The sequence below is a fragment of the Enterococcus sp. DIV0174 genome (assembly GCF_050529065.1).
Lineage (GTDB): Bacteria > Bacillota > Bacilli > Lactobacillales > Enterococcaceae > Enterococcus_B > Enterococcus_B thailandicus.
Window position 1 is genome coordinate 423,850 of the sequence record NZ_CP172881.1, and the last position, 15,779, is coordinate 439,628.

A 15,779-nucleotide genomic window follows, 5' to 3' on the forward strand; every position below is an offset into this window, starting at 1 on the left:
AGCCCCGAAAAAATAATGAGCAACTGACAAAATAGCCTTTCCTATTTTGGAACAGTTATGAGTTTATTTCGAGGAATTACTTGAGGAAGACCGTAGATAGAGGTTGTAAAAAAATATTCAGCTTTGAATGGATAATGAAAAAATTATGTTCACCAAGAGAAAAATAGGAATAAAAAATGAGGGCTGATTTATCAGTCCTCATTTTTGATAGTTCTTTTGTAATCAATAGTCAAAAGTCAGAAATTTTAGTGCACTATGTTACCAAATATGCACACGCTTTTCTGGTACACGATACATAGCATCATCTGGAGTAACATCAAACGTAGTGTAGAATTCTTCTAAATTTTGTGGTTGGATATTTGCGCGAAGCTTTGCTGGCGCATGAACATCCACTTGCAATAGTAGTTGTTGGTATTCTTTTTTTGCTTTGGTGCGCCAAATGGTTGCCCAGTTAACAAAGAAAGCTTCTAATGAAAGATCTGGTTCACCTTTAGCCGCTTCCAAGGCACAGCTTAGCCCACCTGCATCTGCGATGTTTTCTGAAACAGTTAGTTTTCCGTTTACGGTACCTTCTGCAAATTCAATTCCATCAAACTCTGCAATCATGGCTTTTGCTTTTTCTTGGAAATGAGCTAAGTCTTCATCTGTCCACCAGTTGTTTAAATTCCCATACTCATCAAAAAGTGCGCCGTTATTATCAAAAGCATGTGAGATTTCGTGTGCGATGACAGCACCAATCCCACCAAAGTTTGCAGAGCTCGATTGATCCAAACTGTAAAAAGGTGCTTGTAAAATTGCCGCTGGGAAAACAATGATATTTCTAAATGGATGATAATAAGCATTGACTGTGTCAGCACTCATTTCCCATTCTGTTCGATCAACAGGTTTGTTCCATTTGCTGAAACGGTCAATCAGTACTTTTTTACTAAAATCGAAGGCATTTGAAAGTAAAGAGCCTCCTTCTTCAGAGGATACTGTTTGGAATTGATCAAAAATCGCTGGGATTTTCTCAGGATAACCAACTTGAATACCTAATTTGTTTAATTTAATAATGGCTTTTTCGCGTGTTTCATCACTAAGCCAATTGTTTTCTTCTAATCGTTTTTGATAAACAGCAATCATCTTTTGTACCATTTGTTCAACATCTTTTTTAGCCGCTTCACCAAAATATTTTTTGCCGTAATAATCACCTACGACTTGATCGAATTGACCAGAAGCTAAATAGAAGGCTGCTTTCTTTTGTGGCATCGCTTCATCAGCACCAGAAAGTGTACGGGAATAGATGCTGCCGATTTGTCGAAAGTCTTCGGAAAGATAACCACTTAATGAACGAACGGTTTTAACAAATAACCAGCTCTTCAATAATGAAAAATGCGCATCGGTGAGTAATTCATCCAAATGTTCAAAGTAAACGGGATCCGTTACGATTACTTTATCTGGTTGTGTCCGAATCAAACCAATCGTTAATTTTTCTAGGTCTAATTTTTCGCTGTAACCGACAAAAGTTTCAAATGATTTTGGGTTATACATTTTGCTGTAATCTGCATTTTCTTCCGCACTCTTAACATGTGGAGCAATCAGTTTGTCAAATTGAATGGCTTGTTCCACGATTGATTCAGCATGCTGTTTTTCTTTACCAGTAAGCTCTAATAACTGAACCATCATGTCAAAGAATACAGATAAAAGCTGTGCGCCGTTTGGATGTTCAGGTGTGTAATACGTTTTGTCGGGTAGAAATAAAGAAGGTGAATAAGCAAAATAAGCATTTGTTTGCGCGTTTTTCATATCTGCATCAACATCAACTGTGAATGGCAATGCAAATCCTTCCAGTGTCCAGTCAGGAAACAACGCATTTAAATCAGAATAAGAATTGATGGCTTCGATTTTTTCCAATAAAGGTAAAAGCGGTGTTGCGCCTAAGTCGTTTCGTTTGGAGTAATCATTTGCTAGCTGATAGTAGGCTAGAAAGTTTTTCATTTTTTCGGAAGAAACTTTTTCGGGATGTGCGAGTAAATTGTCTACTTCGCCCATCAAAAGCTGGTCGATTCCTTCAACTAAATCTTGAAATCCACCTGTAGCAGGTTTATCAGCAGGAATTTTTGCTGTCTTTAGCCAGTCTTCATTGACTGCTTCAAAGAAATCTTGTTTCAATCGTTCTTTATTCATTCATCAGTCACTCCTTTTTTCTCGTGAATTCATTATCTAACAAAAAGTTTTTTTAAACAAATACTATGGTGTTTGTCAATTTTTTTGTGAGAAATGAAAAATCAAAGTCATTTGTTTTTTAGTTGTCATCTATTATAATGAAAAAAAGGAGGCGAAGACAACTGAAATCAGAAATGAAAGAGTTTTCTTTAGCTGAAACAACCAATCAAATGATGAAAGAGCAGTGGGTTGGTTTGCCAGAAGAACGTTTTGAAAAGTACCAGAACTGGAAAACGCCATCTGGCTACTTATGTGGTACTTACGCGACGGCAGTTTTGTTAGCTTATTATCAAGATTATCGACAAGAGTTCACATTGCCGGAACGAATTCGTGTCAAAGATAGTCCAGATGAATCTGTACTAATTGATTTGTTACGTGCCTATATCCAACCACTAGGAATGCCGACAATCCCGTTACAAGTTAGTCAGGGACTCTCTCGATTTTTAAAAGCAATGGGAGAAGCGCAGCGCGCTAGAGGAACCTTGCTTGGGTCATGGCAACGTGCAACCAAACGAATTCGGCAAGGAAAACCAGTGTTAGTTGGTTTGTTGAAAGGATTAGGAAGTACCTACGGAAATCATTGGGTGGTGGCTTACGCATATTTTGAATCAACAACAGGAGAACGTTATTACAAGGTACATGATAATTGGGGAAATGCGAAAAAAATCATTCCAGTAAGCTGGACAAATGGAACTGTTTCACTTTCGTAACAATTTGCTGAAATTACCAGAAAATATGTTGAAAGTATGTTAAACTAACGTGGAATAGAAGTTTTAGGGAGGCCTACATGAGTAAAAAGTATCAGGATGACACGCTGAAAATTTTTAGCTTGAATGGAAATCGTCCATTAGCTGAAAAAATTGCAAAAGTGTTTGGGACAGAACTAGGAAAAAGTGTGGTAAAACAATTTAGTGATGGTGAAATCGCAATCAATATTGAAGAAAGTATTCGTGGCGATCATGTTTACATCGTTCAATCAACGAATGCGCCGGTGAATGATTATTATATGGAACTATTGATAATGATTGATGCAATGAAACGTGCAAGTGCTAAAACGATTAACGTTGTTTTGCCTTATTATGGATATGCGCGTCAAGACCGTACAGCGAAGCCTCATGAACCAATTACAGCAAAACTGATTGCTAATTTAATTGAAGAAGCTGGAGCAACACGTGTTTTAACATTGGATTTACACACGGTTCAAGTACAAGGATTCTTTGATATTCCTGTAGATAATTTATTCACGATGCCACTTTTTGCACATTACTATCGCGAACTTGGCTTAACAGGTGATGACATCGTTGTTGTGTCGCCAAAAAATAGTGGAGTCCAACGTGCGCGTAGTCTTTCTGAATACTTAGATAGTACTTTGGCAATCGTTGATCACGCAGATGATGCTGACTTAGATAGCGGCTATGTGATTGGTGATGTTGAAGGGAAAACATGCATTATGGTAGATGATATCTTAAACACAGGTGCTACATTTGCACGCGCTGCAAATGTCTTGAAAGAAAATGGTGCGAAAGATGTTTATGCTTGTGCCTCTCATGGGTTACTTTCAGTACCTGCAAAATCCATTCTAGACGGAGCACCAATCAAAGATATCTGTATCACTGATTCTGTTTGGACAAAGGACGAATTCCATCCAGAAAACTTGACGATTATTACTTGTTCTGAACTGATGGGTGAAGCTGTGAAACGAATTCACGAAAACACACCGATGAGTCCATTATTCAAGTTAGAAGAAAAAGCTTTTGACTAACCAATCGAAAGGTTGCTAATCAAAAAGTGAGAATAGCGAGTAGTTTCCTCAAGTTGTGAGAGGAGCTATTCGTTTTTTTTACTCAGCAAGTTGCTTACTTTTTTCTGAGGAATGAAGGAGTTATTTTTGGTAAGTAAGCTATTCTGTGCTAGAATGTGCCTAGTTATAAGTGGAAAGGATGAAATAAGGTGGAAAAAATTTATTTGGATCATGCGGCGACGACACCAATGCATCCTCAAGTAATCAAAGCAATGACTGATATTATGAATGAAACATTTGGAAATCCTTCAAGCATTCATGGATTCGGAAGAGTAGCACATGAAAAACTTGAAACAGCACGTCAAATGATTGCTGATACATTACAGGTGAAATCGCATGAAATTATTTTTAATAGTGGTGGAACTGAAGGCGATAATACAGCAATTCTTGAAACAGCTTTTGCAAGACAAAGTGAAGGCAAACATCTGATTACCACTGCAATCGAACATCCTGCAGTATTGAATACGATGAAATATTTGGAAACGCAAGGGTTTGAAGTCACTTATTTACCTGTTGATGAAAATGGGAATCTTTCAATCGCTGACTTTCAACAAGCATTGCGTGAAGATACGATTTTAGTTTCGATTATGTATGGAAATAATGAAATTGGAAATTTAATGCCTATCAAGGAAATCGGTGAATTATTGGCAGAGCATCCTGCGTATTTTCACACCGACGCTGTCCAAGCCTACGGAAACCAAACGATTCGTCCGGAAGCTTTGGGCCTTGATTTGTTGAGTGTTTCTGCACATAAAATCAATGGACCAAAAGGTGTTGGGTTCTTGTACAAACGTGACGGTGTGGTGATTCCAGCCCTACTTTTAGGTGGAGAACAAGAAGAAAAACGACGCGCAGGAACAGAAAATCTAGCAGGTATCTGGGGGATGGCAACAGCTGCAACGATTTTAGATGAAGAAGAACGTCAAGCTAGAAGTGAGAAATACCAAAAATTCCAACAAATGATTTTAACAGCGCTGGAAGATCACGGAATTGAGTATCAAGTGAATGGTGACTTAGCGAATAAATTACCTCATGTTTTGAATTTAAGATTACCTGGTGTGACGAATGACTTATTACTCATGAAATTGGATCTTAGAGGAATTGCTATTTCAACAGGATCAGCATGTACAGCAGGAAATATTGAACCTTCCCACGTGTTAGAAGCAATGTATGGTGAAGACACACCAATTCTAAAAGAATCAATTCGAATTAGCTTTGGGTTTGGGAACACAGAAGAAGAGATTCAACATTTTATCAAACAATTGCTTTCAATTTTAGAAAAATGAAAAAAGGACGGGCAAACGTGATTTCGTTTGCCCGTCCTTTTTTCTTTATGCTTTTATAAAACTTTTGCCAAAGAAGCTAGTAAATTAAATTGGAAACTTTTATAATTAAGATAGAAAATAATTTTATCGAGGTGAAGAACGTGGCATTTGAAAAAACAGCGACAGTTCTTGGTGCAGAAACTAGTTATCGTTTAGCGCCAAGCGCAAAACGATATACACTGAGAGATAATGGCTTTATTGAAACAAATGGGGGAAATTACCAATTGATCCGACCTTTAGATGCAACTCCACAAAGTAAAGAAGGTTTTAAGTTAAAGGTAACCGTATCAAAGGATATCCAAACAGTAAAAATGTCGATTACCACAGCTAACGGTCTGAAAGCCGTGAATATTTTTAAAGATCCTAAGCAAAAAATGAGTCAAGATAAGTTTTACTTCTTGATGGATGGAATGATCAGCCGAGGATTATTTGAAAAAGTTGAAGACTAAGCAAAAAATAACTAACCTCTCAATCAGTTGAAGGGTTAGTTATTTCTTTTTTATAACAAAGATATCTATAATTAGATTATTCTATACTATTTACAAAGCTTGGACATTCAATGTTTATTGAAAAAAATAATTTACGCATTTTTGGTAAAAAAACACCCCAGTTTTTTGTAGTTTTTATGTTTTTCTTGACTACTGGATACGCTATCAGTATCATAAGTGGCAGATAGAAACAGCCAAATAAAAAAGGCACCTCAGCAAATGGTGGCAGCCAAATGCTGAGGCCTTGAATCAGTCAACCAAACGGACCAATCAAGTTTGCCATAGTCAACGCAATGCATCAACCTCGTTCATTGTAACGAATCTGGAAGTATAAATCTAGTTTTTTAGAGAAATTTTCTAGAGGATGTATTCGGTTTATTTGCTATGCTGAAAGGTATTGGACAGATTGTGTTCGATACCTTTTCTTTTGTCTTAAAATACGCGTAAGAGACAAAAACTACTAAAAAGTGGCATCGTTTGTGCTACATAATTGTAGGAGCGAAGATTTTTTGTGATTTTATTGCCTTTTTTCATCGTTTGAAATAAAGTCCGCGTATTAATTTATGAAGGCACATTTCAATGTGGCTGTTTCTGTCATAAAAAGGAGGCATGCAGGTGCAAGTGATTTTGATATTGAATCATAATGCAGTCGTTGCAAGATCAAAGAAGGGAGAGTGGGTACTCATTCGACGAGGAATTGGATTTGGTAAGAAGGTCGGTGATCTCGTCGAACCAAAGAATGTGGAATGTATGTACCAAAAGATATCAATAGGATAACTAGGGGAGTTACTGTCTGGCAGGCTTGACCCATTCCAATGTTTGGAATGAGTCAGGTCTATTTTTTTTAGGAGGATGATTGGTTGGAAGCACTTGATATTCAGGAAATTATTCATAAAGACTTACTTGTTGTAGATTCGAAAGCAACGACCAAAGGCCAGATTCTGAAAGAACTAGCCGATTTATTAGAACGCAAAGGGTACGTAGCAAGCTCAGAAATATTTTTAACAGATGTCTATCAGCGAGAATCAGAAGGCGCGACTGGTATCGGACAGGGAATTGCGATACCGCATGGTAAGTCCACTACCGTGAATCAAACCGTAATTCTCATCGCTACTTTAGCACAACCAATTCCTTGGGAAACGCTCGATGATCAAGATGTCAAAGTTGTTCTTTTATTTGCAGTAAAAGCGGAAGATGCCAATCTTAAACATCTGCGGCTATTACAAAAAATTGCAACTTTGCTTGCAGATAATGAATTTATTCATGAATTAAAAGAAGTAGATACAGTTGAAGCTTTATATCAATTAATGAGTAACCAATAAAAAAGGAGTGTCGATTAATATGTTAGTAACAGGAAAAGAAATTTTAGCAGTGGCAAAAGAAAAAGGGTTCGCAGTACCAGCATTCAATGCAGGTTCAGGTCAGTTATTAAATGCAGTGATGGAGGCGTGTGAGGAAGCAAAAGCGCCAGTTATGATTGCGATTCACCCAGAGGAACTACGTTTTTTAACAGATAGTTTTGTTTCACAAGTTAAATATTTAGCAGAAAAAGTAACGATTCCCGTTTGTATTCATTTAGACCATGGAGCAAATTTTGAGCAGGTTATTCACGCGATCCAATTAGGGTTTACGTCTGTAATGATTGATGTGTCTCATCATTCTTTTGAAGAAAATATCGCAATTTCTCAAAAAGTCGTAGAAGCAGCCCATGCAGTGGGCGTCTCGGTCGAAGCAGAGTTAGGAACGATTGGTGACACAGGGAACACAGTTGAAGGTGGCGTTAGCGAAATTATTTATACGGACCCAAAAGTTGCGCAGAAGTTTATTGAAGAAACGGGTGTCGATAGCTTAGCTGTGGCAATCGGAACAGCGCATGGGATTTATCCAAAAGATGTTGATCCAGAGTTGCGCTTAGATATTTTAGAAGAGATTGAATATCTGACTGATGTCCCATTGGTTTTGCATGGTGGCTCAAGCAATCCGGATGATGAAATTTCAAAAGCTGTAGTGATGGGTGTCAATAAAATCAATATTTCTAGCGATATCAAAATTGTTTTCGCAGAAAAACTACGTGAAGTCTTAAATGAAGGAAATCTGGAAATTCGTGAACCAAATGTGCTGTTCCCACCATGTATGGAAGCGACAAAAGAAGTTGCATTACAAAAAATTCATTTATTTAAAGCTGACGATAAGGCAAAATACTACACTACATCGAAATAGGAGGAGATCAATCCATGAAGATTGTTGGAATTGCTGCATGTACAGCGGGAATTGCGCATACTTACATCGCCCAAGAAAAACTACTTCAAGCTGCTAAGGCACGCGGACATGAGATCCATGTGGAAACACAAGGCCTAGCTGGTACGCAAGATGCTTTATTATCCAGCGATATTCAAGCTGCTGATATTGTATTGATTGCTGCGGATATCAAAGTTAGCGGGCGTAGTCGATTTACGGGAAAACGTATCGTGGACGTGCCTACAAGCTTGGTTGTTAAATCACCAAATAAATTGATGGAAAAGCTAGAAGAAATGCTCAAATAAATTTCAGGAGGACAAAATGGATAAAATCAAGACTTTAGGCATCAAAAAACATTTGATGACTGCAATTTCATTCTTTTTACCAATCGTTGTTGCTTCAGGTTTTTTATTAGCAATTGGAAACATGTTAGATGGTGTTGCAATTGAGACTTTTTCTGAGGGATTCGCATTTGCAGATACGTTGACTTCAATGGGAAATTATGGATTAGGTTTGTTGCCAATGATTGTTTCTTGTGCGATTTCTTACTCCATTGCCGACAAGCCGGGGATTGCTCCTGGTTTAATTATTGGGATGGTTGCAAAAGGAATTGGCGCAGGGTTTCTAGGGGGAATGCTTGGTGGGTACGTTTCGGGGATCATCGTGGTTCTCTTAACAGCTGGAATCAAAGTACCTAAATGGATGGAAGGTTTGATGCCGACTCTGGTTTTACCGTTTCTTAGTTCATTGATTGCCGGGCTGGTCATGTACTATGTAATTGGGACGCCAATCAATTGGTTTACAAACTTGATTACGAACTATTTGACTGGATTGGATACTTCTTCACTCTTTTTATACGGTGCAGTAATTGGTGTGCTTTCTGCGATTGATTACGGGGGAGCAATCAATAAAGTTGTCTTTGCTTTTGTCTTTGCTTTATTCTCAGAGGGAATCTATGAACCGGTCACTGTACTGATTTTGGCATCAATGGTAACGCCTTTTGGTTTGACGATGGCATTTTTCCTAGGAAAGATCATTCAAAAAGAAATTTTTAATCGTCAAGAAATCGAAACGCTAAAAACTGCGTTTCCGATGGGAATTTGTCAAATCACCGAAGGCTGTTTTCCTATTGTATTGAATGACTTGGTCCGCAATGTTATTGCTACTGGTGTTGGCGGTGGAATTGGCGGCGGACTAAGTATGTTGTGGGGAGCAGACAGCCATATTCCTGCTTCAGGGATGTTTGCTGTTGCTACGATGACCAGACCTTGGGCGTTCATAGGTGCATTAATGATTGGTTCGTTTGCAACGGCTGTAACGATTTTAGTTTTGAAGAAACGTGTAGATCCAAATGCAGAAGTTGTTGTGGTCGAAAAAGCAGAAGAAGAAATTTCTTGGGATGATCTAACAATCAATTGAGGAGAACAGTCATGGACTATCAAACAAAAGTAAAACAGCTATTTTTGGATTCAGGAATGATTTTTACAGATGAAGAACTAGAGACCATTGAATTTGTTGATTTTGGCTTAGGTGCTATCGAGGTCGAAGGACTGAACTTATTTGTATATGAAAACAATGAACGCTATTGTGGAAAAGAACTAGCTTTGCTACCCTATCAAACATGTCCTGAACATCGACACCCACCAAGAAAAAATGATCTTGGTAAAAGAGAAACGTTTCGGTGTCGAAAAGGAATCGTCTATTTGTATGTTGAAGGAGAGGAACCTGAAGTCCTATCATGCGAATTACCTGAAAATAATCAAACAACTTATACAGTGAGGAAAGAGATTGTTTTACGACCAGGTGATCAGTATACGATTGAACCAAATATCAAACATTGGTTTCAAGCAGGGGAGACTGGCGCCGTGGTGACAGAATTTTCTTCTAGTAGTGATGATGCGAGTGATATTTTTACTAATCCGATGATCCAACGATAGTAAAAAGCAAAATAAAAATGGATTTGAAAAAAAGAACGTGTAGTTCATTTTTCGAAGAAAAGATGAAAGAGGTCTGGAAAATTTTCCAACCTCTTTTTTGTGTTTCGCGAAACATTCTTACTTAGTGAAACATAACAAATAAAAAAATTTTTGGAAAAAATGAAGAAAATGTTTGAACCAAGTTGAAGAAGCGAATGAACAAACGGTTGAAAAAAATGTGTTATTCTTTCACATAAGATAATAAATAAGCCAATGGGAAAGAAAGTCATTTCAATTATTTAGGTATCTGTTATTTTTCTTGATTTTTCATGAAAAAATAAGAAATAAAAGTTTTAGGGGTAAATCACTATATATAGTGTTTTTTTATTGTATACCACTAAAAATGCACAAAATCTAGTCTTTTCTTTTAAAAAAACACGAGTAGAATGAAGATAGATTTTAAAGTGAGGAAGTGTTTTTTTGAAATTAACTGTTTTTTGCGGTTCCCGTTTTGGCGAAAAAGAAAGCTACAAATTTATTGCCCAAACGTTAGGAAAATATATAGCACAAGAAGAAATAGAGCTCGTTTATGGTGGTTCAAATGCTGGAATCATGGGGATCATCAGCCAAACTGTGCTCGAAAATGAAGGAAAAGTTACTGGAATCTATCCAACTGGTTTATTTGAAGCAGAAACGCCAGCTGAAGAAGTAACGACGTTCATTGCAACAGAAACAATTGATGAGCGTAAAGAGTTATTATTTAGTGAAGGCGATGCTGTCTTAGTGTTTCCAGGAGGTTTGGGTACATTAGAAGAGTTTTCTCAGCTACTTTCATGGATTGCGATCGGATTAGTGCCAGAAAAACCAATTGGGATTCTGGATATTGGTGGGTATTATACAGGACTGGAGCAGTTGTTGAAGAATTTTGCCAAAGAAGGGTTTATGGATGAGAAATGGCTTGGTCAAGTTGTTTTTTCAAATAACCCATTAAAATTAGTTGATTTATTAAAAGGGACGCATCAAGAAAACCGTCCTTTAGTGAAGGAGATTTATTGATGAGCCAAATTTATTTAGCAGGACCATTTTTTTCAGAGGAACAAGTTGAACGTATTCAACGAATCGAGCAAGCATTAGAAGACAATACTACCGTTTCGACTTTCTATTCGCCACGACATCACCAAGAGAGCGATTATGAAATGTTTAGCGCAGGCTGGGCACAAGAAGTGTATCAACGAGATATGACGGAAGTAACCGATGCGCAAGCTGTAGTAGCTATTTTGGATTTTGAAAATCAAACGATTGATCCTGGCACCGCATATGAGCTAGGTGTTGCGACAATGTTGAACAAACCAATAATTATTTTCCAAGAAGAGACAGTACCAGTGAATTTGATGGTTACAGAAAGTCTTCATGCTTATTTAAAAAATGATAGAGAAATTCAGCAATATGATTTTGAAAAAATGCCGAAACATGCATATATTGGTGAGTATTTATAGAAAAGGAAGGGTTGTATGTCAGTGATTTTAATTTCAGGAACGATTGGCGCAGGAAAGAGTAGCTTAACAGATATGCTTGCAACAGAGATCCGTTCAAAACCATTTTATGAAAGTGTAGAGGATAATGAAGTATTACCACTTTTTTATTCAAATCCAGAACAGTATGCATTTTTATTACAAATCTTCTTTTTGAACAAACGATTTTTAGCGATGAAAAACGCATTGATCAATGATGATAATGTTCTTGATCGTTCAATTTATGAAGATAGTTTATTGTTTCATCTAAATGCAGATCTTGGTCGTGTGACGGATATCGAAGTACAGCAGTATGATAATTTATTAGATACGATGTTAAACGAGTTAGATGATGTGGCGCCTAAAAAACGTCCTGATCTAATGGTTCATATCAAAGTTTCTTTAGACACGATGCTAAGCCGAATCAAAAAACGTGGTCGTGATTATGAACAATTAGAAAGCGATGAAACATTGTACAATTATTATCAACAATTGAATGAACGTTATGATCAATGGTATGAGAACTTTGATGTTTGTCCAAAAATCCAAATTGATGGAGATCAATTTGACTTTGTCGAAGAACCAGAGCATGCGAAAGAAGTAATTGAACAAATTAAGCAAAAATTAGTTGAATTAGAAAAAGCGCCTGCTGGAAGTTATTACACAGATAACAACTTAGCAAAAGGGCAAGAATTAGGATAAATAAAAAAGGCGTCGTGAGAAAATCACGGCGCCTTTTAATGCAATTAATGCGGCTTACTGCTCACTGCTTGAATGTTATCTGTAACATAAGCATCAAAGGATTTAAACGAATCTTGAATCAGTTTATGGCAGTTATCACAAATGCTTAAACTTCCTTGATCGCTAAATTCCGTATGGATGTTTTTATTACTGGTGCATGTACAATAGTCATGACTATCAAATATATTCATTTTTTTCTCCTTAGTAACCAATCTAACTTTCCCAATATAACAGAAAAAAAGAAAATAGGGAGAAAAATTAAGAGAATTTAACGTGTTCTGAGTCTTTTTGTTTATTACATAAAAAAAGGACTGGGGCAAAAGAAGCTTAAATAGAAAAAAAGCCTAAAATTCGTTTTTGAAAACGTTGATTTTAGGCTTTTTTAAATTGAAAAACGTGTGAAGAACGACTGGATTTTTCGTTTTGTCCTAGTCTCAAATCATGTACTGGATCACAATTGTTTAAATACTATAAACGTTACCATCTTCATCTTTTATCTGATAGTTACCAATTTTAGTAAAGACAACGGAAACTTCTTTTTTGTCTGCCATCCCAGTAATTGTATAACTGTCACCTTTTGTGTCAATTTTAATGGAAGTTAAGGTAATGTTCTCACTGGTCTCAGAAGAAGTCGTACTGTCTTCGTTATAGGTACGCAACCATTCCATCTTATCATCGGTAAACGTAATTTTCCCACTAACTAAATTCATGTTCTTACGCATTTTCAAAGAATAAACACTATTTGAAATATCAGTTTTTTCTGCTTTAAGCGTAGAAGATTCGGTGGTTTCGTTTGTTGATTGGTTTGATCCACCCAGCATATTACAGCCAGTTAAGGTAAAAAGTACCAGTCCTAGAGTAAATATAGCTAATAGTTTCTTCAAAATCCTGCCTCCGTCTAATAGGATAAAGAAATTATACCATTTGAATGAACAACAGGAAACTAAGGATTGTAAAAATCTTTTTAAGGAAAACGCTTAAAAAGTAGTTGCAACTTGGAAAAGTGTTTGTTATATTATTTTTGAACCGGTTCAAAAATCGGTGAGCAACTAAAGATACTTCACTAAAAAAAGAGGTGAACAAGTTGAGTTCAATTCGTGAAGTAGCCAAATTAGCAGGCGTTTCTACAGGTAGTGTCTCACGTTACCTGAATGGTCAAACACTAAAAGTAGCCAATATGGAAAAAATCGCTACGGCAATCAATCAACTGAATTACAAAGAAAATATTATTGCTAAAGGGTTAAAGAATAATCGAAGCTTTTCAGTCGGACTGTTAATGAATAATTTGTCGAGTCGACTAAGTGCGGATATCGTAGCAAGTATTGAAGCATTGATGGAAGCAAACGGGTATAGTTTATTTTTAAGTTGTTTTAATGGTGAAGCGCAATTAGTTTCGCAAAAAATCGACTATCTACTTTCGCACTCAATTGATGGACTGATTCTTTTTGAAGCAGATGAAACTTGGCCAGGAATGGAAAAATTAGTAGAGCTAACGATTCCAATCATTTCTTTAAATACGCCTAATCGGTTGGGAAATGTCGATTCGATTTTAGTTAATGATCGCAAAAGTGTCCGCAAAACGATTGAGCAGATGATTGCGATGGGACATCAGTCAATTGGTGTTATCGCAGCGCCACAAACAGAATATGTGGCTAGAGAGCGATTAGCCGGGGCATTGGAAGCCAAGAAATACAGCGAAAAAGAAATAACTATTGACGTTTACACGGGTGATTACTCACGATTGAGTGGCTTTTATGGTGCGAAAGAATTATTAGCCAAAAACATAACAGCTTTATTTGTTTGTAACTATAACATGTCTATTGGAGCACTAGAATATTTTAACAAAAGTGATCAACAAATTGATCAAGAGATTTATTTTGCGCACTACGACTACTTAGATGAGTTACAGACGGTACTTCCTGAACGAATCATCATTCAACAACCCGCTGTGACAATTGGTGAATTGTGTGGGAAACGTTTGATTGAAAGAATGGAAAACCAGCATACAAGTGGTCAAACGATTCTTTTAGAAAATAAAATTTATGGAATGAAACAAAATAACTAAAAAAGAGGACGAGAAGATGGCAAAGTATCAATTTCCTGAAAATTTCTGGTGGGGTTCAGCAGCAAGCGGCCCACAAACAGAAGGACGCGTAGCAAATGATGGCAAAGGTGATAATATTTTTGATTATTGGTATGCACAAGAGCCAGAAAAATTTTTTAATGAAGTAGGTCCAGGTAAAACATCACAAGTTTATACCAAGTACAAAGAAGATGTACAGTTAATGAAACAAACTGGACATAATTCTTTCCGTACATCGATTCAATGGAGTCGTTTGTTACCAGATGAATCTGGTGAAGTAAATCAAAAAGCGGTTGATTTTTATAATAGTTATTTTGACGAATTAATCGAAAATGGTATCGAACCGTTTGTAAATTTGTATCACTTTGACATGCCAATGTACCTTCAAGAAAAAGGTGGCTGGTTAAATCGTGAAACAGTTGAAGCTTATGAACGCTATGCAACGATTTGCTTTGAACTATTTGGACAAAAAATCAAAAAATGGTTTACTCATAACGAACCAATCGTTCCTGTTGAAGCTGGTTACTTGTATCGTTGGCACTATCCAGAAGAAGCAAATATGAAACATGCTGTTCAAGTTGGATATCACGAAGCTTTGTCGTCTGCGCTTGCAATCAAAGCATATCATTCTCTAGACTTATCTGGAAAAATTGGGATTATTTTGAATTTAACACCTAGTTATCCACGTGATGAAAATAACCCGGAAGATGTCAAGGCAGCAAAATTAGCAGATGCGTTCTTTAATCGCTCATTCCTTGATCCAGCAGTTAAGGGCGAGTTTCCGAAAGAACTGATTGAGGTATTAAAAGGCTTAGATTTGTTACCTGAAATCAAAGAGGGTGACAAGGAAATCATCAAAGAAAATACGGTTGATATTTTAGGAATCAATTATTACCAACCACGTCGAATCAAAGCAAAGGAAACACCAATTGACAAAGCTCTTTCGCCAATGCCTGAAGACTTCTTTGATAACTATGAAATGCCTGGCAGAAAGATGAATCCTTACCGTGGATGGGAAATCTATGAAAAAGGGATTTATGATATCTTGATCAACGTTCGTGACAATTACGGAAATATTGACTGTTTCATCTCTGAAAACGGAATGGGTGTTGAAGATGAAGCAAGATTTATTCAAGAAGATGGGATGATTCACGATGACTATCGAATTGAATTTGTAACAGATCACTTGAAGTATGTGCATCAAGCAATTCAAGAAGGAGCCAATTGTTTAGGGTATCATATGTGGACATGCATGGATAACTGGTCTTGGACGAACGCTTATAAAAATCGTTATGGTTTTATTTCAGTAAATTTAGCTAAAGATGGCGAGCGTACAATTAAAGAATCAGGTCATTGGTTCAAGCAAGTTTCTGACCAAAATGGATTTGATGCGTAATTAGCGCGAGCAAAATTTTTTAAATTTTACTCAGGTCATCAAAAATAAAATAAAAACTGTGTTTAAATCACGTAA

17 protein-coding genes and 1 pseudogene are annotated in these 15,779 nt (G+C 36.8%); 15 read left to right on the forward strand and 3 right to left on the reverse strand.

Features of this window, described 5'->3' with window-relative positions; genetic code table 11:
- Nucleotides 1–258: 258 nt before the first annotated feature.
- Nucleotides 259–2,166, reverse strand: coding sequence for a M13 family metallopeptidase (locus IGJ93_RS02060; RefSeq protein WP_430596976.1), 1,908 nt, complete (start codon nucleotides 2,164–2,166; stop codon nucleotides 259–261).
- Between the two features lie 224 nt (nucleotides 2,167–2,390).
- On the opposite strand from IGJ93_RS02060, the pseudogene IGJ93_RS02065 reads away from it, so the two are divergent.
- The 13 genes and pseudogenes from IGJ93_RS02065 to IGJ93_RS02125 form a co-directional block, all read left to right on the forward strand.
- Nucleotides 2,391–2,915 (forward strand): annotated as a pseudogene (locus tag IGJ93_RS02065) (dihydrolipoamide dehydrogenase); the annotation flags it as partial.
- A gap of 77 nt (nucleotides 2,916–2,992) precedes the next feature.
- On the forward strand, nucleotides 2,993–3,967 hold the full coding sequence (locus IGJ93_RS02070) for a ribose-phosphate diphosphokinase (protein WP_067485302.1): 975 nt from the start codon (nucleotides 2,993–2,995) through the stop codon (nucleotides 3,965–3,967).
- A 188-nt stretch (nucleotides 3,968–4,155) separates the two neighbouring features.
- Nucleotides 4,156–5,292 (forward strand): cysteine desulfurase family protein, encoded by a 1,137-nt coding sequence (locus tag IGJ93_RS02075; protein ID WP_071868778.1) that lies wholly within the window; start codon nucleotides 4,156–4,158, stop codon nucleotides 5,290–5,292.
- A 140-nt stretch (nucleotides 5,293–5,432) separates the two neighbouring features.
- The gene (locus tag IGJ93_RS02080; RefSeq protein WP_067485296.1) at nucleotides 5,433–5,780 is read left to right on the forward strand and encodes a DUF1831 domain-containing protein; all 348 of its coding nucleotides are present in this window, start codon (nucleotides 5,433–5,435) and stop codon (nucleotides 5,778–5,780) included.
- 648 nt (nucleotides 5,781–6,428) lie between these two features.
- Nucleotides 6,429–6,596 carry a CAT RNA binding domain-containing protein gene (locus tag IGJ93_RS02085; protein ID WP_231885469.1) on the forward strand — a complete coding sequence of 56 codons (168 nt, stop codon included), beginning with the start codon at nucleotides 6,429–6,431 and terminating at the stop codon, nucleotides 6,594–6,596.
- Between the two features lie 83 nt (nucleotides 6,597–6,679).
- Nucleotides 6,680–7,141: a PTS sugar transporter subunit IIA gene (locus tag IGJ93_RS02090; protein WP_256924724.1), complete on the forward strand. Its 462-nt coding sequence runs from the start codon at nucleotides 6,680–6,682 to the stop codon at nucleotides 7,139–7,141.
- A gap of 19 nt (nucleotides 7,142–7,160) precedes the next feature.
- Complete coding sequence (locus IGJ93_RS02095) at nucleotides 7,161–8,039, forward strand: ketose-bisphosphate aldolase (RefSeq protein ID WP_430596977.1); 879 nt, start codon at nucleotides 7,161–7,163, stop codon at nucleotides 8,037–8,039.
- Nucleotides 8,040–8,053: 14 nt separating this feature from the next.
- Nucleotides 8,054–8,362, forward strand: coding sequence for a PTS fructose transporter subunit IIB (locus IGJ93_RS02100; protein ID WP_270492799.1), 309 nt, complete (start codon nucleotides 8,054–8,056; stop codon nucleotides 8,360–8,362).
- Nucleotides 8,363–8,378: 16 nt separating this feature from the next.
- Nucleotides 8,379–9,476, forward strand: coding sequence for a PTS fructose transporter subunit IIC (locus IGJ93_RS02105; RefSeq protein WP_067485287.1), 1,098 nt, complete (start codon nucleotides 8,379–8,381; stop codon nucleotides 9,474–9,476).
- A gap of 11 nt (nucleotides 9,477–9,487) precedes the next feature.
- Nucleotides 9,488–9,994: a D-lyxose/D-mannose family sugar isomerase gene (locus IGJ93_RS02110; protein ID WP_270492798.1), complete on the forward strand. Its 507-nt coding sequence runs from the start codon at nucleotides 9,488–9,490 to the stop codon at nucleotides 9,992–9,994.
- A gap of 459 nt (nucleotides 9,995–10,453) precedes the next feature.
- Complete coding sequence (locus IGJ93_RS02115; protein WP_270344688.1) at nucleotides 10,454–11,029, forward strand: TIGR00730 family Rossman fold protein; 576 nt, start codon at nucleotides 10,454–10,456, stop codon at nucleotides 11,027–11,029.
- On the forward strand, nucleotides 11,029–11,469 hold the full coding sequence (locus tag IGJ93_RS02120) for a nucleoside 2-deoxyribosyltransferase (RefSeq protein WP_071868781.1): 441 nt from the start codon (nucleotides 11,029–11,031) through the stop codon (nucleotides 11,467–11,469). Before IGJ93_RS02115 ends, IGJ93_RS02120 begins: the two co-directional genes overlap by 1 nt.
- A 15-nt stretch (nucleotides 11,470–11,484) precedes the next feature.
- Nucleotides 11,485–12,186 (forward strand): deoxynucleoside kinase, encoded by a 702-nt coding sequence (locus IGJ93_RS02125; protein ID WP_071868782.1) that lies wholly within the window; start codon nucleotides 11,485–11,487, stop codon nucleotides 12,184–12,186.
- A gap of 44 nt (nucleotides 12,187–12,230) precedes the next feature.
- On the opposite strand, the gene IGJ93_RS02130 is transcribed toward IGJ93_RS02125, so the two are convergent.
- Together IGJ93_RS02130 and IGJ93_RS02135 are read right to left on the reverse strand one after the other, a co-directional pair.
- On the reverse strand, nucleotides 12,231–12,410 hold the full coding sequence (locus IGJ93_RS02130) for a hypothetical protein (RefSeq protein ID WP_172843738.1): 180 nt from the start codon (nucleotides 12,408–12,410) through the stop codon (nucleotides 12,231–12,233).
- Nucleotides 12,411–12,686: 276 nt separating this feature from the next.
- Complete coding sequence (locus IGJ93_RS02135) at nucleotides 12,687–13,109, reverse strand: hypothetical protein (RefSeq protein ID WP_067485270.1); 423 nt, start codon at nucleotides 13,107–13,109, stop codon at nucleotides 12,687–12,689.
- A 200-nt stretch (nucleotides 13,110–13,309) separates the two neighbouring features.
- Here IGJ93_RS02135 and IGJ93_RS02140 point away from each other — a divergent pair, with 200 nt between their 5' ends.
- Together IGJ93_RS02140 and IGJ93_RS02145 are read left to right on the forward strand one after the other, a co-directional pair.
- Nucleotides 13,310–14,290: a LacI family DNA-binding transcriptional regulator gene (locus tag IGJ93_RS02140; RefSeq protein WP_067485267.1), complete on the forward strand. Its 981-nt coding sequence runs from the start codon at nucleotides 13,310–13,312 to the stop codon at nucleotides 14,288–14,290.
- Between the two features lie 16 nt (nucleotides 14,291–14,306).
- Nucleotides 14,307–15,704: a glycoside hydrolase family 1 protein gene (locus IGJ93_RS02145; protein WP_095803420.1), complete on the forward strand. Its 1,398-nt coding sequence runs from the start codon at nucleotides 14,307–14,309 to the stop codon at nucleotides 15,702–15,704.
- The last annotated feature ends 75 nt before the right edge of the window (nucleotides 15,705–15,779 follow it).